At 63.4% G+C, this 16,758-nt stretch carries 17 protein-coding genes; 14 read left to right on the forward strand and 3 right to left on the reverse strand.

Annotated features, from left to right (window positions below):
- The first annotated feature begins 451 nt into the window (after positions 1-451).
- Genes FHS84_RS04460 through dprA form a run of 5 tightly spaced genes read left to right on the forward strand, consistent with a single transcriptional unit; the run spans position 452 to position 4,836 of the window.
- Complete coding sequence (locus FHS84_RS04460; RefSeq protein WP_166930833.1) at positions 452-1,414, forward strand: aspartate carbamoyltransferase catalytic subunit; 963 nt, start codon at positions 452-454, stop codon at positions 1,412-1,414.
- Positions 1,411-2,715 carry a dihydroorotase gene (pyrC, locus tag FHS84_RS04465; protein WP_166930835.1) on the forward strand — a complete coding sequence of 435 codons (1,305 nt, stop codon included), beginning with the start codon at positions 1,411-1,413 and terminating at the stop codon, positions 2,713-2,715. Before FHS84_RS04460 ends, pyrC begins: the two co-directional genes overlap by 4 nt.
- Positions 2,712-3,326, forward strand: coding sequence for a glycerol-3-phosphate 1-O-acyltransferase PlsY (plsY, locus tag FHS84_RS04470; protein ID WP_208393695.1), 615 nt, complete (start codon positions 2,712-2,714; stop codon positions 3,324-3,326). Before pyrC ends, plsY begins: the two co-directional genes overlap by 4 nt.
- Before the next feature lie 50 nt (positions 3,327-3,376).
- The gene (locus FHS84_RS04475) at positions 3,377-3,733 is read left to right on the forward strand and encodes a hypothetical protein (protein ID WP_166930837.1); all 357 of its coding nucleotides are present in this window, start codon (positions 3,377-3,379) and stop codon (positions 3,731-3,733) included.
- Positions 3,730-4,836 (forward strand): DNA-processing protein DprA, encoded by a 1,107-nt coding sequence (dprA, locus tag FHS84_RS04480; RefSeq protein WP_166930839.1) that lies wholly within the window; start codon positions 3,730-3,732, stop codon positions 4,834-4,836. The genes FHS84_RS04475 and dprA overlap by 4 nt, the downstream gene beginning before the upstream one ends.
- Here dprA and FHS84_RS04485 read toward each other — a convergent pair.
- Positions 4,803-4,994 carry a hypothetical protein gene (locus FHS84_RS04485; RefSeq protein WP_166930841.1) on the reverse strand — a complete coding sequence of 64 codons (192 nt, stop codon included), beginning with the start codon at positions 4,992-4,994 and terminating at the stop codon, positions 4,803-4,805. The two genes, dprA and FHS84_RS04485, sit on opposite strands and share 34 nt — an antisense overlap.
- Before the next feature lie 214 nt (positions 4,995-5,208).
- Between FHS84_RS04485 and topA the strand changes: the two genes are divergently transcribed.
- The 6 genes from topA to rpmG all read left to right on the forward strand — a co-directional run bounded on the left by topA (position 5,209) and on the right by rpmG (position 12,173).
- The gene (gene topA / locus FHS84_RS04490; protein WP_166930843.1) at positions 5,209-7,884 is read left to right on the forward strand and encodes a type I DNA topoisomerase; all 2,676 of its coding nucleotides are present in this window, start codon (positions 5,209-5,211) and stop codon (positions 7,882-7,884) included.
- A 2-nt stretch (positions 7,885-7,886) separates the two neighbouring features.
- Positions 7,887-10,085, forward strand: coding sequence for a ribonuclease R (gene rnr / locus FHS84_RS04495; RefSeq protein WP_166930845.1), 2,199 nt, complete (start codon positions 7,887-7,889; stop codon positions 10,083-10,085).
- A gap of 94 nt (positions 10,086-10,179) precedes the next feature.
- Positions 10,180-10,704 (forward strand): hypothetical protein, encoded by a 525-nt coding sequence (locus tag FHS84_RS04500; protein ID WP_166930847.1) that lies wholly within the window; start codon positions 10,180-10,182, stop codon positions 10,702-10,704.
- 26 nt (positions 10,705-10,730) lie between these two features.
- The gene (locus tag FHS84_RS04505; protein ID WP_166930849.1) at positions 10,731-11,249 is read left to right on the forward strand and encodes a hypothetical protein; all 519 of its coding nucleotides are present in this window, start codon (positions 10,731-10,733) and stop codon (positions 11,247-11,249) included.
- A 111-nt stretch (positions 11,250-11,360) separates the two neighbouring features.
- Complete coding sequence (locus FHS84_RS04510) at positions 11,361-11,909, forward strand: hypothetical protein (RefSeq protein WP_166930851.1); 549 nt, start codon at positions 11,361-11,363, stop codon at positions 11,907-11,909.
- A gap of 96 nt (positions 11,910-12,005) precedes the next feature.
- Positions 12,006-12,173, forward strand: coding sequence for a 50S ribosomal protein L33 (gene rpmG / locus FHS84_RS04515; protein ID WP_166930853.1), 168 nt, complete (start codon positions 12,006-12,008; stop codon positions 12,171-12,173).
- 65 nt (positions 12,174-12,238) lie between these two features.
- Here rpmG and FHS84_RS04520 read toward each other — a convergent pair whose 3' ends face one another.
- On the reverse strand, positions 12,239-13,135 hold the full coding sequence (locus FHS84_RS04520; RefSeq protein ID WP_166930855.1) for an alpha/beta fold hydrolase: 897 nt from the start codon (positions 13,133-13,135) through the stop codon (positions 12,239-12,241).
- Between the two features lie 133 nt (positions 13,136-13,268).
- Here FHS84_RS04520 and FHS84_RS04525 point away from each other — a divergent pair, with 133 nt between their 5' ends.
- The 3 genes from FHS84_RS04525 (at position 13,269) to FHS84_RS04535 (ending at position 15,762) form a co-directional block, all read left to right on the forward strand.
- On the forward strand, positions 13,269-14,195 hold the full coding sequence (locus FHS84_RS04525) for a diacylglycerol/lipid kinase family protein (RefSeq protein WP_166930857.1): 927 nt from the start codon (positions 13,269-13,271) through the stop codon (positions 14,193-14,195).
- 83 nt (positions 14,196-14,278) lie between these two features.
- Positions 14,279-15,094: a hypothetical protein gene (locus FHS84_RS04530; RefSeq protein WP_166930859.1), complete on the forward strand. Its 816-nt coding sequence runs from the start codon at positions 14,279-14,281 to the stop codon at positions 15,092-15,094.
- Positions 15,091-15,762: a polysaccharide deacetylase family protein gene (locus FHS84_RS04535; protein WP_166930861.1), complete on the forward strand. Its 672-nt coding sequence runs from the start codon at positions 15,091-15,093 to the stop codon at positions 15,760-15,762. The genes FHS84_RS04530 and FHS84_RS04535 overlap by 4 nt, the downstream gene beginning before the upstream one ends.
- Here the strand turns inward: FHS84_RS04535 and FHS84_RS04540 are convergent, their stop codons facing one another.
- Complete coding sequence (locus tag FHS84_RS04540) at positions 15,763-16,698, reverse strand: alpha/beta hydrolase (RefSeq protein WP_166930863.1); 936 nt, start codon at positions 16,696-16,698, stop codon at positions 15,763-15,765. It lies immediately after the preceding gene.
- Between the last annotated feature and the right edge of the window lie 60 nt (positions 16,699-16,758).

Raw genomic sequence — 16,758 nt, forward strand, 5'->3', positions numbered from 1 at the left:
ACAACCCCCAGGCGCGCTTATTCCGCACTGTGCTGCGGCAAGCCTCACAACAGGAACCTGATTTCGCGGGTCACTATAAAATAGCCGTCTGGGGTTGCGGCGCGTCCTGCACAGACTGGGGCATCATCGATCTCGCAACGGGAAAGGTCGTATTGGACGAATCGCTACGGGGCATTGGTGGCGCAAATATCGGTCCGGAGACCGAGACTCCCGACTATTGGGGGCTGAGGTTCCGAAAAGACAGTGCCTTGTTGATCGTGGTCGGGGCCCCACGCGAAGACGACCGCCGGGATGGCATCGCGTATTATCATTGGACCGGTAAGGCTTTTCGGCTGCTTCGATTTGTCAATGCGGGGTCGATCTGCAAGCGCTCGACGGGTTAGAAGATTGTTGTTAGCCGGACCGGAAGCCATCTTGCCCGCACCGGTCCGCCTGTTATAACCGGCCCTCGATGAGCACGGCCTATCCGCCAATTCTGCAGTCCAGCCATTTACTTGGCATCCAAGGGCTTTCTGTCGGCGAAATCACCAAGCTTCTCGATCTCGCCGAGGAATATGTCGCTCTTGGCCGCGCCAAGGATAAGAAGGTTGCCGTCCTGAAGGGCCGCACCGTCATCAACCTCTTCTTCGAGCCCTCCACCCGGACCCAGAGTTCCTTCGAACTGGCCGGCAAGCGGCTCGGCGCCGACGTGATGAATATGTCGGTCAAGACCTCGTCCGTGACCAAGGGCGAGACTCTGATCGACACCGCCACCACGCTTAACGCCATGCGGCCGGACATCCTGATCGTCCGCCACCAGAATTCGGGCGCCGTCTCGATGCTGGCGCGCAAGGTGAACTGCTGTGTGGTCAACGCCGGCGACGGCAGCCACGAGCACCCCACCCAGGCGCTGCTCGACGCCCTTACCATCCGGCGCCGCGGCAAATCGTTCGAAGGTCTGACGGTGGCGATCTGCGGCGACGTCCTGCACAGCCGGGTGGCACGCTCGAACATTCACCTGCTCGGCAAAATGGGCGCGCGGGTCCGCCTCGTCGGCCCCAAGACGCTGATGCCCGCCGAGGTGACGCGGTTCGGGATCGAAACCTTCACCGATATGAAGGAAGGCCTGAAGGGCGCGGACATCGTGATGATGCTGCGCCTGCAGCTGGAGCGCATGAGCGGCGCCTTCGTGCCCTCGACCCGCGAATACTTCCGCTATTGGGGCCTCGACCGCGAAAAGCTCGCCTATGCCAATCCGGGCGCGCTGGTAATGCATCCGGGCCCGATGAACCGCGGCGTCGAGATCGACTCCGCCGTGGCCGACGACATCGAAGTCAGCCTGATCCACGAACAGGTCGAAATGGGCGTCGCCATCCGCATGGCGGTGCTGGACGCCCTGGCGCGCGGACTTCCGGCTGGGGGGCGCAACGTATGAGCAACGGGCGCACCATCTTCTGCAATGCCCACCTGATCGATCCTGCCAGCAAGCTCGATACCAGGGGCGGTCTTGTGGTCGAGAACGGCAAGATTGCCGACGTCGGCGCCGGTCTGTTTGCCGACATCGACCGCAACGCGCCCGACGTGATCGACTGCCACGGTATGGTGCTGTCGCCCGGCCTGATCGACATGCGCGTGTCCACCGGCGAGCCCGGCAGCGAACACCGCGAAACCCTCGAAAGCGCCTCGCGCGCGGCTTTGGCGGGCGGCATCACGACCATCATCGTCATGCCCAACACCGATCCGGTGATCGATGAGCCGTCGCTTGTCGACTTCATCCGCCGCCGGGCCGAAGCCACCGCCAAGGTGCATGTGCTGCCGATGGCGGCGCTGACCCGTCACCTCGCCGGCGAGGTGATGACCGAAATCGGCCTCCTCAAGGAAGCCGGGGCCGTGGCCTTCACCGACGGCGACCGCACGATTTCCAATACCCGCGTGCTGCGCCGGGCGCTGGCCTATGCCTCCTCGTTCGACGCCCTCGTCGTGGCCCACGCCGAAGATCCCGATCTCACCGAAGGCACGGCCGTCAACGAGTGCGAGTACGCCATGCGGCTGGGCCTGCCTGCCGCACCGGCCCTCGCCGAGACCATGATCGTCGAGCGCGACATCCGCCTCGTCGAGATGACGGGCGCACGCTACCATTTCGGCCAGATTTCCTGCCGCGCCTCGCTCGAAGCCATCGCCAAGGCCAAGGCACACGGCTTGCCGATCACGTGCGGCGTCGCGGCCCATCATCTGGCGCTCAACGAACTCGACGTCGGCACCTACTACACCTTCATGAAGGTAAAGCCGCCGCTGCGCTCGGAATCCGACCGTCTCGCGATGGTCGAAGGCGTAGCCTCGGGCGTGATCGACGTGATCGTATCGAGCCACGATCCGCAAGCCGCCGACACCAAGCGCCAGCCTTTTGCCCAGGCGGCATTCGGCGCCGCGGGTCTCGAAACCCTGCTGCCGGTCGCGCTCGGACTTTATCACGACGGCAGCGCCGACCTGCTGCACATCCTGAAGCGGATGACCTGCACGCCGGCCAAGCTGCTGGGGCTCGATTGCGGCGTCCTCAAGAAGGGCGCCCCCGCCGATCTCATGCTGATCGATACCGACCGGCCGTTTGTCGTGGAACCGGCCCTGTTGCGCTCGCGCGCCAAGAACACGCCGTTCAAGGGCCGCCTGTTCCAGGGCTTGGCGATGAAAACCTTCGTCGGGGGCGAGTGCGTCTTCGATCGCGGAGCGCCCAGATGAACGGCATGGCCGCCCTCACCTGGACCGGCGCGGGGTTGGCGATGCTGATCGGCTACGGCCTCGGCTCCATTCCGTTCGGACTTCTCATATCGCTGGCGGCCGGCCTCGGCGACGTGCGCAAGATCGGCTCCGGCAATATCGGCGCCACCAACGTTCTGCGCACCGGCAAGAAATGGGCGGCCGCCCTCACCCTGCTGCTTGACGGCGGCAAGGGCGTGGCGGCGGTGCTGATCGCTGGAGCACTGTTCGGACCTTCGGGTGCGATGGTTGCGGGCCTCGCGGCGGTGTTCGGGCACGTCCTTCCGGTCTGGCTCAAATTCAAAGGCGGCAAAGGCGTCGCCACCTATATCGGCGTGCTGCTCGGCATCTACTGGCCGGTCGGATTGCTGGTGATCGTTACTTGGCTGACGATGGCATTCGTGTTGAAATACTCGTCGCTGTCGGCTTTGACCGCGGCCGCCCTCGCCCCGGCCTTCATGATGGCGTTCGGCGAGCTCACCTGGGCGGTCTTTACGCTCGTCCTCACCATCGTGATCTTCATCACCCATCACGAGAACATCTACCGTCTCTGGCACGGCAAAGAACCGCGCATCGGAGAGAAAAAACACTAAGACCTGGCTCACAGGCAGACATCTGGCTTTTAGGCGAATGGGGGGAACCAATGCCGAAAGCGAGTGTGGCGAGTGTTGTGGCGCTTTGTGCCGCCCTCGTTGGCTGTGCGAACGATCCGGCCGAGTTCCGCGATCCCAACGGCGCGATTCAGGATCCTGACGCTGCACTTGTCATCGCCCATGCGATGTACTGGTCGGTGATGAGAGCCCATCATCCCGAAATACTACCGTCAGCTCCGCTAGATACTTGGAAGAAAGGCTGCGACGCCAAACTGGTTAAAGGTGTTTGGGACATCTGGTGTCCGGCCGAGGATAAAGACGCGCCCGAAGGCTCGTACCTAGGCGGCGGCCTCGAAATCAAGATCGCCAAAAGCGGCAAACTTCTCAGCATGGTACTCTACCAATGAGCACCACACTGACCCATCATCAGCGTATCGAATGGCTGCAACTGGCGCGGACGCCGAATGTCGGGCCAGTGACCTTCTCCCAATTGCTGTCGCGCTTCGGATCGGCAGCGGCGGCGCTCGATGCGGTTCCGCGTCTGGCGCTGCGGGGCGGCGGCCAGCCGCCCAAAGTGCCGGATCGCGAATTGATCGCGCACGAGCTGGAGATGTTGGCAGCCGATGGCGGCCGTATGATTGCTTCTTGCGAAAGCGAATTCCCGCGCGGGCTCGCAGCGCTCGACACGCCGCCCCCGGCAATCTCGGTTCTCGGTCACGTCGCGCTTCTGCAGCGCGAGATGATCGCGATGGTCGGTGCGCGCAATGCCTCCGCCCTCGGCCGCAAGCTGGCGGAAATGCTGGCGGCGACGCTTGGTGAAGCCGGACTGGTGGTGGTGTCCGGCATGGCGCGCGGCATCGATACGGCGGCCCATGAAGGCGCGCTGAAGTCCGGTACGGTCGCGGTGGTGGCCGGAGGCGTCGACATTATCTATCCGCCCGAGAACCGTCCGCTTTACGAACGGCTGCGGCGCGAGGGTGCTGTCGTTTCCGAAATGCCGCTCGGCGAGCAGCCGCAAGCCCGGCATTTTCCCCGCCGCAACCGCATCATCTCCGGATTGACCCGCGGTGTGGTGGTGGTCGAAGCGGCGGAAGGCTCCGGCTCGCTGATTACGGCGCGCTATGCCCTGGAACAGAATCGCGAAGTCTTTGCCGTGCCGGGTTCCCCGCTCGACCCGCGCGCCCGCGGGGCCAATCGCCTGTTGCGTGAAGGCGCCGTTTTGACCGAGACGGCCGACGATGTGCTGGCGGTGCTGCGGCCAATCCTTGGCGCCGGGTTCGACGAACCGGTTCGGGACGGGATCGCCACCCCCGAGGCGCTCGCCGAAGCCGATGTCGACCGCGTGCGCGCAGCGGTGGAAGAAGCCCTGGGGCCATCACCCGTCACGGTCGACGAGCTGATTCGCATGTGCAACGCGCCGCCGCCGGCGGTGATCGCGGTGCTGTTGGAGCTGGAGCTGGCAGGAAAGTTGACCCGTCATCCGGGTAATTCGGTCTCCTGGTCCGCATAACTGCCCTGAATTTTGGCTTCGACGGCGGCCAAATCCAGCAAATGCGCCAAAAGCGATTGACCTTGGCGCAGGGCGATCCGGCTCAAGCCTTCGAGCATTTCTTCGGTATAGCGAGCGGTCTCTGCGGGCGAAAACCCAGTCGGAAAAGAGGAAGCCATGGGGCGGTTCGCAAGGTTTACTATAGTGTGAGGATAGGAAATCTGCGGCGGCAATGCAACTACAAGTTCTATTTGGCCCAATATTCACACGTAATGCAATCAAAAGTAGGGGGTTGGACCCCAAATCGCGCGTTGACACCGTTCCGCCCCTTCCCCCAGTGTCCCCCCTCCCTACATATCCCCTGTCACCGCTCCATTCTGAGTTCCGTATCTGATGAACGTTCTCGTCGTTGAATCCCCTGCCAAGGCCAAGACCATCAATAAGTATCTCGGCCCCGGCTATAAGGTCCTCGCCAGCTTCGGCCACATCCGCGACCTTCCTGCTAAGGACGGCTCGGTGCGACCCGACGAGGACTTTGCCATGGATTGGCACGTCGACGAGCGGGCCCAGAAGCGGATCAAAGACATCGTCGATGCGGTCAAGACCGCCGACAAACTGATCCTCGCCACCGACCCGGATCGTGAGGGTGAAGCCATTTCCTGGCACGTGCTGGAGGTGCTGAAGCAGAAGAAGGCACTCGGCAAAGCCTCGGTCGAGCGCGTGACCTTCAACGCCATCACCAAGAATGCCGTGCTGGAAGCGATCGCCAATCCGCGCCAAATCAACGGCGAACTGGTGGACGCCTATCTCGCCCGCCGCGCCCTCGACTATCTGGTCGGGTTCACGCTGTCGCCGGTATTGTGGCGCAAGCTGCCGGGCGCCCGCTCGGCCGGCCGCGTCCAGTCGGTGGCCCTGCGCCTGGTGGTCGACCGCGAACTCGAAATCGAGAAGTTCAAGAGCGACGAGTACTGGACGGTCGATGCCAACGTGCTCGCCTATGGCGAAGACGCGGCCCCGACGCCGTTCACCGCCCGCCTGACCCACCTCGCCGGCAAGAAACTCGACAAACTCGGCATCGGCAACGAAGCGGACGCCAAGGCGGCCGTGGACGCCATCAAGTCGCGCAAGTTCACGATCGGCGCGGTGGAATCCAAGCCGGTCAAGCGCCACCCCGCCCCGCCGTTCATCACCTCGACCTTGCAGCAGGAAGCCAGCCGCAAGCTCGGATTCTCGGCCAAGCGGACGATGCAAATTGCCCAGCACCTTTACGAAGGCGTCGACGTCGGCGGCGAAACGGTCGGCCTCATCACCTATATGCGTACCGACGGCGTCACCATGGACGGCAGCGCCATCCAGGAGGCGCGCGCCATGGCCGGCGAGCGTTACGGCGCGAAATACGTGCCGCATGCGCCGCGCCAATACACGTCAAAAGCCAAGAACGCCCAGGAAGCGCACGAAGCGATCCGCCCGACCAGCTTCCACCGCACCCCGGAAAGCGTGGCCAAATACCTCGATGCCGAACAGGCCAAGCTGTACGAGCTGATCTGGAAGCGCGCCATCGCCAGCCAGATGGAAAGCGCCGAAATGGAGCGCACCACCGTCGATGTCGTTTCGCAGGACGGTCAGGTGACCTTGCGCGCCACCGGCAGCGTCGTGCTGTTCGACGGCTTCCTCACTCTCTATCAGGAAGGCCACGACGACGAGGCCGACGAGGACGGCAATCGCCTGCCGCGCGTCGCCGTCGGTAATCCGGCCACGATCGAGAAGACCCTGCCCGAGCAGCACTTCACCGAACCGCCGCCGCGCTATTCGGAAGCTTCGCTGGTGCGCAAGCTGGAAGAGCTCGGCATCGGACGCCCGTCGACCTACGCCTCGATCCTGTCGGTCTTGCGCGAACGCGCCTATGTGCGCCTGGAGCGCGGCCGCTTCATTCCGGAAGACAAGGGCCGCATCGTCACCGCGTTCCTGACCAACTTCTTCACCCATTACGTCGAATACGACTTCACCGCCGATCTCGAAGAAAAACTCGACGAAGTGTCGGCAGGCAGTCTCAACTGGAAGAAGCTGCTCGAGGATTTCTGGCGCGATTTCTCTGCCGCCATCGGCGACACCAAAGATCTGAAAATCTCGCAGGTGATCGACGCCCTCAACGAGGTGATCGGACCGCACATTTTCCCGCCGCAGCCCGACGGGACCGACCCGCGCGTCTGCCCGACCTGCGGCACCGGCAAATTGAGCCTGAAATTGGGGCGTTTCGGATCGTTCGTTGGCTGTTCCAACTATCCCGAATGCCGCTACACCCGCCAGCTCGGCCAGACCAACGGCGAAGGTGCCGCAGAACCCAAGGTACTCGGCAAATTTCCCGGTACCGAGGAAGACGTGTCGCTGCGCTCGGGCCGGTTCGGACCCTATGTTCAGCTCGGCGAAGCCGACAAACCCAAGCGCGCCGGTCTGCCCAAAGGCACCGATGCAACCAGCGTGACGCTCGATTACGCCGTCAAGCTGCTGTCGCTGCCGCGCGAAGTCGGCATCCATCCGGAGACACAGAAGCCGATCACCGCGAACTTCGGCCGTTTCGGGCCGTACGTCGCGCATGACGGCGCCTATGCCTCGCTGGAAACGCCGGACGATGTGTTCACCATCGGCCTCAATCACGCCGTGACCATCCTCGCCGAAAAGAAAGCTCGGGGCGGACGGCGCGGCGCCGAAGCGCTCAAGGAACTCGGCAATACTGCCGAGGGCGTCGCGATCAAGGTGATGAAGGGCCGCTATGGGCCATACGTCACCGACGGCACCACCAACGCCACAATCCCGAATGGCTCCGACCCGAACGCCGTGACGCTGGAACAGGCCCTCACGCTGATTGCCGAACGCGCTGCCAAGGGCCCCTCGCCCAAGCAGAAGAAAAAGGCGGAGAAGGCAGCCAAGGCCGCGGCGAAAAAGGCGGAAGCGGAAGCCAAGAAGACCGCCAAGCCGAAAGCCGAAGCAAAAAAGCCGGCAGCCAAGAAGAAGACCGTGAAGAAAAAAGCTGCGCCGAAAAAGAAATCCGTCAAAGCGGCGGCGGAATAGCGATGCCTCGCGGACCCGCCAAGAACGCGCCGCCTCTCGACCGGCAGCGCGTGCTTGATGCTTTGGCGGCAGATCCCGGCGCCACCAAGCGCGATCTGGCGAAGACGCTCGGCATCAAGGGCTCGGACCGCATTATCCTGAAGCGGATCCTGAAGCAGCTCGAAGGCGAAGGGCTTCTGAAAGGCTCGCGCAAGCGCGGCTATGTGCGACCCGGCACCATCCCCGAGATCGCGGTACTCGAGATTATCGGCCAAGACCCCGACGGCGAGCTTCTCGCGCGGCCGAGCCGGTGGGATTCCAACGAAGAACCGCCGCAGATCATCGTCGTTACCGAGGATGCCATCGGCCAGGGCGAGCGCGTGCTGGCGCGGCTGACGCCGGTCGGCGAAACCTTCGAAGCCAAAGTTATCAAGCGGCTGGGCGCGTCGGCGCACAAGGTGCTGGGTGTGGTGCGGATCAGCGGCAGTCTCGCCCGTATCGCCCCCATCGACCGCAAGTCGAAATCCGAATTCAACGTCGACAATCGCGACCTCTTCGGTGCCGAAAACAACGAACTGGTGGTGTGCGAGCCCCTCGCCGGCCGGTCGTCGGGTTTCCCGCGGGCACGCGTGGTCGAACGCATCGGCTCGATGGATGCGCCCAAGGCGGTTTCGCTCATTGCCATCCATGCCCACGGCATTCCGACCGAGTTTCCCAAAGAGGTACTCGACGAAGCCAATGCCGCCGGCCCCGCAACTGCGGCCGGACGCACCGATTTGCGGAATACGCCGCTCCTCACCATCGATCCCGACGATGCTCGCGACCACGACGACGCGGTGTGGGCCGCGCCCGATACCGATCCGGCGAACAAAGGCGGCTTTGTTGCCATCGTCGCGATCGCCGATGTCGCCCATTATGTCACCCCCGGCAATGCGCTCGACCGTGAAGCCTACAAGCGCGGCAACTCGGTCTACTTCCCCGACCGGGTGGTGCCGATGCTGCCGGAAAAGCTGTCGGCCGATCTTTGCTCGTTGAAGGAAGGCGTCGACCGGCCGTGCATGGCGGTGCGCATGGTGTTCGACGCCAACGGCCGCAAGAGGCGCCATGAATTCCTGCGCGGCATGATGCGGTCGGCCGCCCGGCTCACCTATGCCCAGGCGCAACGCGCGTTCGACGGCAAGCCCGATGCTGATATGTCCGAGACCGTGCGCAAGGCACTTCACGACGTGTGGGGGGCGTATCTCGTCCTACTCAAAGAGCGCGCCGGCCGCGATCCGCTCGAACTCGATTTGCCCGAACGCCAGATCAAAATCGGCGCGGACGGCAAGATCGCCTCCATCGCCTTCAAGGAACGCCTCGAATCCATGAAACTCATTGAGGAGTTCATGGTGCTGGCCAATGTCGCCGCGGCGGAGACCCTTGAGAAAGCCCGCACGCCGCTAATCTATCGCGTGCACGATCAACCCTCGAAGGAGAAGTTGTTCGGCTTTTCGGATTACCTGCGCACCATCGGCGTCAGCTTCGCCAAAGGACAGGTGATGAAGCCGGCGGTGTTCAACCGCATCCTTGCCAATTCCAAAGGCGGCCCGCACGAACTCGTCATGAACGACGTCGTGCTGCGCACCCAGGCACAGGCGATCTACGACGATACCAATGTCGGCCACTTCGGCCTCAATCTCGCGAAATACGCGCATTTCACCTCGCCGATCCGCCGATATGCGGATCTGGTGGTTCACCGCGCCCTTATCCGCGGACTGAAGCTTGGCGACGGCGGGCTGACCGACAAGGAAGTCGTGCGGCTTTCCGAGACCGCCGAGCACATCTCGATGACCGAGCGCCGTGCCATGGCGGCGGAGCGCGATTCCACCGATCGCTACGTTGCCGCCTTCATGGAAGACCGCGTCGGCGCCAGCTTCGATGCCCGCGTGACCGGCGTGACCCGCTTCGGTCTGTTCGTGAGGCTTGCCGACACCGGCGCCGAAGGGCTGCTGCCTGCTCGTGTCCTGGGCCAGGAGTATTTCCGGCACGACGAGCGCCGACACGCCCTGATCGGCGACCGTACCGGCACCAGCTACGCCCTCGGCGACAAGCTCCGCGTCAAGCTGGCCGAAGCGGCGCCACTGACGGGCGGACTGAGATTCGACCTTGCCGAAGAAAGCGAAGCCCCTCCGCCGCGCCGCCGGGCTCCCGTTGTCCGCCCGCGCAGCAAACGGCGGCGGTAAGATTGTCGCAAAATGTGCGATTACCATTGACGCGGACAGGACTTCCACCAGAGCTTCGCCTAAATAGGATGGGTCTGTTTGTTGGGAGTGGTCGATGAAGCGCGCGCTGGTTCTCTCGATGGTTCTGACCGCGGCCGTGCCGGCTCTGGCCGACGAGTTTCCGAACGGTCTCAGCCCGGACGGGATCGGCGACGTCAAGATCGGCATGCCGGTCGACAAGGTCGAACTGCTGCTGCGCGACAAGCTTGGCTACAACCAGTTCATCAGCCGCGGATGTTCGACGCTCACGACCAAAAAACTCGAGCCGTCCGGCCTCAGCGTGATGATCGAGTCCAAATTTCTGACCCGCATCAATGTCGATTATTTCGGCAAGAGCGCCATCCCGGAGACGATCAAGACCACCACCGGCGTCGGTCTCGGCTCGACCGAAGCGGACGTTATGAAGGCCTATCCCGGCGCCCGCGTGAAAGCCAATCCGTCCGATCCGACGTGGCACACCATCATCGCCGATGCGCCTGATCACACCAAAGGCATCGTGTTCGAAACCAACGGCAAGACGGTCAAAAGTATGCGGGCGGGCGCTTATCCGGCTATCGCCTACCCCAACGGCTGCGACTAGCCGCGAAAAATGACGAGGATGATTTCGTGAAACACGTTTTGCCTTGCGCGTGCGCGACGATCTTTCTCTGCACCGGTGCTTGGGCTGCGGACCCGACGCTCTCGCTCGACGGCTACGGGTCGCTTAAGTTCGGCATGCCGGCCGAACGGGTGCTGCGCCTCCTGCAAGACGAAAAGCCCTACAACCCCGCAGCCTCGGACGCGTGCGAGCAATTCACGCTGCCCCAGTTCAGAGCCATGGGCCTGCGTTTCATGTTGGAGAAGAGCAAGCTCGTCCGCATCGACGTCGATTTCGACGCCGGCGCCGTCGAAACCTCGGCGCAAACCGATAAAGGAATCGGGCTCCGCGCCAAGGAAGAAGACGTCCTGAAAGCCTATCCGGACGCCGTCATCAAGCCCAATCCTGCCGATCCGACATGGCATACCATCGTGGTGCAGAGCCCGGACCGCAGCCGCGGGATCATCTTCGAAACCAACGGCAAAACGGTCAAAAGCATCCGCGCCGGCGACACCCCGGTCATCGCCGCCGCCGAGGGCTGCAATTAGGCCTCATCCCAAAATCGCGCTATAGTTGCTCCGCACGGAGCGCTTTCAGGAAAAGTGGAGTCCGGTTTTCCGTTCGAAAGCGCGACCAATCTAGTGGCGGGGGGCGCCGGCGTGCTGGTCACGGTTTCGGCTTTTCGCGAACCTTATGAAGCGCATCTCTTCCGCGGACGGCTGGAGGCGGAAGGCATCTTTGCTGTCGTGTCGCACGAGATGCATGTCGCCAATAAATGGATGCTGTCGAACGCGCTCGGCGGCGTGAAGGTGCAGGTTTCCGCGGATGAAATTGAACTGGCACGCGAAGTCGAACGCGCCTGCTGCCGGGGGGACTACCGGGAGATTCTGCGGCAGGAGCTGGGCGATCTTGACGATCCCGTCTGCCCTTATTGCGGCGGCACCGAATACCGGAAACGGCGGCCATTTCCGCGGGCGGCTCTCGCCGTAGCGCTATCGATGATGACGAGCAGCGTGCTGCCACCGGTGGGATGGATTCTCCGTTGCGAGCGCTGTTTCAAGGAGTACAGGGCGCCACACCGCCCCATTTCGGTGGCCAAACAGGTCCTGGCGGGCACCGCCATGGTCGCGGCCTTGATCGGACTACTGGCTCTACAGCATTGGTTTAACAAGGTTTTTGGCTGCTATGGCCAATTTCCCTGCCTGTGACCGCAAAGCCCGTTGTTTTATGTCTCGCCGCCTTGACTTCCCGCGCCCTGTCAGTAGGTTACGCGCCCTTCGGGCGTTTTTCTTTTGGAGATCCCTATGGCGAAGCCGACAACGGCAAAAATCCGGCTCAACAGCGAGGGCGGCACGGGCTTTTTCTACGTGACGAAGAAGAACACCCGCACCATGACCGAGAAGTTCACGGTCAAAAAGTACGACCCGGTGCTGCGCAAGCACGTCGTATTTAAGGAAGGCAAGATTAAGTAATCTGCCTGTCCTGCAGAATTCGGCGTCTCGAACGCCAGGAAACGGTCGCCGCTCGGCGGCCGTTTTCATTTTGGGCCCTCCTCCACCTTTCGCAGAAACGGCACGATCAGCTCGTGCAGACGCGGGATGAGCGCCGGCGGCATGTCGTGCCCCCAGCCGGGAATCTCGTGATAGACCGCGCCGGGAATGCGCGCCGCCAAACGGCGGCCATGCTCGGGCGGAATCAGCGTATCGGCAGCGCCGTGTAGAATCAGCGCCGCAATATCGAGGCTCTTGAGGCGGTCGCCGCGCGGGGGCGACGCCAGGATCGCCGCCCAATGTCGAAGCGCGCCTTCGGGATAATACATGCGGTCGTAGCAGCGTCCGATGTGCTCGGCGGACTTCGCGTCATCGCTCGCAAACCCCGTCGAGGCATAAGCACGCCGGCTCGCCACGATATGGGCGACCACCGATGCGCGATCCTCGCCCTCCGGCTGTGACAGCAGCGCGACCTGGGCTTCGCGCGTCGAGGGCGGCAAGTCCCGCTCGCCCGTCGTAGAAAAAATGGCGGTCAGCGAACGCACCTTGGCACGGTGATCGAGGGCCACAAGCTGCGCGATCTTCCCGCCCATCGACGCGCCCAGGACGTGCGCGCTTTCAATTCCGAGCGCATCCAGCAGCCCCGCCGCGTCGGCCGCAAGGTCCGACAACGTGTAAGGCGCGGGCGGCTTTCGTCCTTCCCGCATCGCCTGCGAGATCGCCGCATAATCCGGCAGCACGCCATCCCATTTCTGCGACAGCCCGGTGTCGCGATGATCGTATGCAATCACCTTGAATCCGGCGCGGGTAAAACCGGCGATCCAGTCGTCGCCCCAGGAAATCGACTGCTGGCCGAAGCCGTGGATCATCAGAAGGGGGATTCCGTCACTGGGTCCGAAGACGTCGGCATCGATCTCCACGCCATTGACATGAAATCGCGTCATCAAATCTCCGCGAATTTACCGAGCTTTTTGGCCGGAAATCGGCCATCGCATTTTTCGAAAGCGCCGGACGACGAGTTTCGATGCCGCCACCACGCTTGACAAGAGGTCGCAGCGAAACGAGCCTTCCGTTCGCATGAGCGCCTTCGTCATCGTCGATCCGCGATCTCCCGGCGGCAATGTGCGCCGCAATTGGCGGACGCTCGAACCCGCGCTGGCGGCGATGTATCCCTACATGTCGGTGGCGTTTGCGCGGCGGCGGGGAGAAATCACCGAACTTGTTGCCGCTGCGCTTAAGGAAGGTCATTCCGAAATCGTCGCAGTCGGCGGCGGCGGCACAATCAACGAAGCGATCAACGGCTTCTTCGATGCCGACGGCGCCGTATCGCCCGATGCCGTGCTGGCGCCGGTGGGAGACAATTTCGACAAGACCTTCGGCCGCAAACCCGTGGCGCGCGACGAGGATGCCGTCGCCCATCTGCGCAAGGCGCACATCCGGTCGATCGATGTCGGTCGCGTGCGCTACCTGTCGCGGGAGGGTGTGCCGCGCATGCGCTACTTCGCGAACGTCGCCTCGTTTGGCCTCTCCGGACTGATCGTCGGTTCCGTGAACCGTTCGCGGGTGCTGCGCCGCTTCGGCCCGAGTTTCACATTCGGAGCGCACAGCGCACTGGCATTGCTGCGCTATCGCAGCCGCGCGGTGCGCCTGATCGTCGAAGGCGCCATGGACGAGATCTTGAACGTCTCGACGGTGGCGGTCGCGAACGGGCGCGTTTTCGGCGACGGCATGCACGTCGCGCCCGATGCCGAACCGGACGACGGCCAGTTTGACGTAGTCGTCATCGACGCCGGGTTCGGCACGATCAAGGACATGAAACTGATCTACACCGGCGAGCACATCGGTAACCCCAATGTGCGCGTGGTGCGCGGCCGCAAAGTCGTCGCCGCGCCGGTAGCCGACACGCATGGCCGTCCCGTCCTGCTCGAAACCGACGGTCAGTGTGTCGGGCGACTGCCCGCTACCTTCGAAATCCTGCCGCGCGCCTTGAACGTGCGCTGGTGAAGGCGCCTCCCGCGGCCATGTCCTTAACCAGCCGTTACCACCCGCACGCGTAAAGTGGCGGCCGGAAACCCAGCCTGGCCGACATGTCTTTCGTACCTCACACGTCGTTTGCGTGGCGTATATGGCGCCATCTGGTGCGGACCGAAGTCGCATACTTCGCTGTGCCCGCCTCGCCGCCGCACGTGGACGTGCTGAAGCTGTGCGACCTGCCCGCCCCTTATCCCAACGTCGCCAACGAATACCGCCCGACGATCCTGATCGACCTGACGCAGCCCGAGGACGCGCTCCTTGCTGCCGTCAACGCGCATACCCGCAAGGTGCTGCGCCAAGCCGTGCGGGAAGGCGTCACGGTTGCTTCGGTCCTGCCGCTCAACCAAGCCATCTGGGACCACTTTCTCGAATCCTATTGGAAACTGTGGCGGCGCAAAGCGAATGCGGGCGCGCTCGGTATCGGGCAGATCCGCGATCTCATTGCCCAGCACCGCTTCGAACTCACGGTCAGCCGCAGCGCCGAAGGCCATATCCTGTCGTGGCATGCCTACGTCCGCACACCGGAGCGGGTGCGGCTGCACACCACGATTTCCGACATGGACCCGACGCGCGACTCCAAATGGAACAACATGGTCGGCCGCGCCCATCGTCTGCACCATTGGCAGGACATGCTCCGCTTCAAGGCGGACGGCGTGAAAATCTACGATTTCGGCGGCGTCTATCGCGGCACCGAAGACCGCGAGCAGATCAACATCGCCCATTTCAAGCAATCGTTCGGCGGCTATTTCGCCGATACCTATGACGCCGTGGTGCCGTTGACGCTGAAGGGCCGCCTAGCCCTGACACTGATCGCGCATGTCGGCGCCGATTTTCGCTCGGGCGGCAAAACTGCGGGAGCACCCGCATGAGTGTCTGCCTGATGCTGCACGGGATCGGTCCCGCACCGGAGCGCGTCGAACTCGACGAGCGGCCTTACTGGATCAGCGAAGCCGCCTTCGCCTGCGTGCTGGCCGAAACGAAAGCACACGGAGCCTGCCTCACATTCGATGACGGCAACGACACCGACGCGCGCATCGTGCTGCCCAAACTTGTCGAAGCCGGGCTTACCGCCGCATTCTTCATCCCCTCCGACCGTATCGGCACGCCGGGCTACGTCACCGAACATGACATTCTCGAACTTCACCAAGCAGGAATGGAAATCGGTTCGCACGGCTGCGCCCATCTTAACTGGCTCCACGCCGGTGATGCGGAAATCGCGAACGACGTGACCCGGTCGATCGAACGTCTGGCGGGCATCATCAAAGCGCCGGTGCGATCCGTCGCAATCCCCTACGGCCATTGCGACCGCCGTGTGCTCGCCGTATTGCGCCGGCTGGGCATTGGACGCGTGTATTCGAGCTTCCGCGGGCCGTCCATCGAAGGCGCATGGCTCGTCCGGCGCGATTGCATCACCGCCGATATGGGGACGCGGGAAATCAGTGCCCTCATGATACGCAAGCCCGACGCCGCCGAAGCTGCACTCACCTTCCTGCGCATCTGGCGCCGCGCCGGCAATGCCGCGATCTGGGCGGCCTGACTAGAATTCGTCGAAAGCCTCTTTCACCGCGCGCGCCGCTTCCACCAGCGCCTCGCGGGCTTGCGGCAACATCGCCTGATACAAGATGAAATCGTGGATCGCGCCGGGCCAATCGACCAGCGTGACCGCAACACCCGCGGCGCGCATCTTTTCGGCGTAGGCGAGACCTTCGTCGTGCAGCGGATCGTACTCGGCCAAAAGGACGAACGCAGGCGGCAGGCCGGCGAGCTTTTCCGCCTGCAGCGGCGATACGCGCGGATCGTTCCAGAGTTCTTTCGGCGCGTACAGCCCGAAGCAGTATTCGAGACTGTCCCGGTCAAGATTGTAGCCTTCCGCACACGCCGACATCGACGCGAACGTGGAGCCGAATTGCGTCACCGGGAATAGCAGCATCTGGTACAGAACATGCGGCTGCCCCGCGGCCGTCGCCAGTTGGCACGCCACTGCCGCCAGATTGGCTCCCGCGGAATCTCCTCCGACGGCAATGCGGTTGGGATCGACGCCCAGCGTCACGGCATTGGTTTCGATCCAAGCGATAGCAGCGGCTGCATCCTCCACCGCGGCTGGAAACGGATTCTCCGGCGCGCGGCGGTAGTCGACGGCAATCACACGGCAGCCCGCTTCGCCTGCCAGGAAGCGACAGGTGGTTTCATAGGCTTCGAAGTCGCCGTGCCGGAAAGCGCCACCGTGGTAATAGACCAGTGCGGGCAATGCCTCGCCGCCGGCCGCGACCGGCGTGTAGATCCGGAGCGCCATGGTACCGCCCGGACCGGGCATGCTCACCGTCTCGACCTTGCCGATCGGAACGTCTTTGACGCCGTAAGCTTTCACCATCGCCGTGAAGCCGGTGCGCGCCTCCTCCGGCGTCACCTCCCAGGCCTTGGGCCGGGGCGGAAGCTGGTCGAGAAACGCCCGCACCAGAGGATCGAGAGGCATGGTTGCGTCGTCGGTTAACTGCCGGGTCAGTCTGAACAGGCTGCGCAACGTCGCGCAAGG

Source organism: Rhizomicrobium electricum, assembly GCF_011762045.1.
Lineage (GTDB): Bacteria > Pseudomonadota > Alphaproteobacteria > Micropepsales > Micropepsaceae > Rhizomicrobium > Rhizomicrobium electricum.

What these genes read in the sequence shown, in the direction of transcription:
- FHS84_RS04475 (WP_166930837.1), top strand. Translation starts at nt 3,377, where the DNA reads ATGCCGAAAGCGAGTGTGGCGAGTGTTGTGGCGCTTTGTGCCGCCCTC.
- topA (WP_166930843.1), top strand. Translation starts at nt 5,209, where the DNA reads ATGAACGTTCTCGTCGTTGAATCCCCTGCCAAGGCCAAGACCATCAAT.
- FHS84_RS04520 (WP_166930855.1), bottom strand. Translation starts at nt 13,135, where the DNA reads ATGACGCGATTTCATGTCAATGGCGTGGAGATCGATGCCGACGTCTTC.
- FHS84_RS04500 (WP_166930847.1), top strand. Translation starts at nt 10,180, where the DNA reads ATGAAGCGCGCGCTGGTTCTCTCGATGGTTCTGACCGCGGCCGTGCCG.
- plsY (WP_208393695.1), top strand. Translation starts at nt 2,712, where the DNA reads ATGAACGGCATGGCCGCCCTCACCTGGACCGGCGCGGGGTTGGCGATG.
- pyrC (WP_166930835.1), top strand. Translation starts at nt 1,411, where the DNA reads ATGAGCAACGGGCGCACCATCTTCTGCAATGCCCACCTGATCGATCCT.
- FHS84_RS04525 (WP_166930857.1), top strand. Translation starts at nt 13,269, where the DNA reads ATGAGCGCCTTCGTCATCGTCGATCCGCGATCTCCCGGCGGCAATGTG.
- rpmG (WP_166930853.1), top strand. Translation starts at nt 12,006, where the DNA reads ATGGCGAAGCCGACAACGGCAAAAATCCGGCTCAACAGCGAGGGCGGC.
- FHS84_RS04485 (WP_166930841.1), bottom strand. Translation starts at nt 4,994, where the DNA reads ATGGCTTCCTCTTTTCCGACTGGGTTTTCGCCCGCAGAGACCGCTCGC.
- FHS84_RS04535 (WP_166930861.1), top strand. Translation starts at nt 15,091, where the DNA reads ATGAGTGTCTGCCTGATGCTGCACGGGATCGGTCCCGCACCGGAGCGC.
- FHS84_RS04540 (WP_166930863.1), bottom strand. Translation starts at nt 16,698, where the DNA reads ATGCCTCTCGATCCTCTGGTGCGGGCGTTTCTCGACCAGCTTCCGCCC.
- FHS84_RS04530 (WP_166930859.1), top strand. Translation starts at nt 14,279, where the DNA reads ATGTCTTTCGTACCTCACACGTCGTTTGCGTGGCGTATATGGCGCCAT.
- dprA (WP_166930839.1), top strand. Translation starts at nt 3,730, where the DNA reads ATGAGCACCACACTGACCCATCATCAGCGTATCGAATGGCTGCAACTG.
- FHS84_RS04460 (WP_166930833.1), top strand. Translation starts at nt 452, where the DNA reads ATGAGCACGGCCTATCCGCCAATTCTGCAGTCCAGCCATTTACTTGGC.
- rnr (WP_166930845.1), top strand. Translation starts at nt 7,887, where the DNA reads ATGCCTCGCGGACCCGCCAAGAACGCGCCGCCTCTCGACCGGCAGCGC.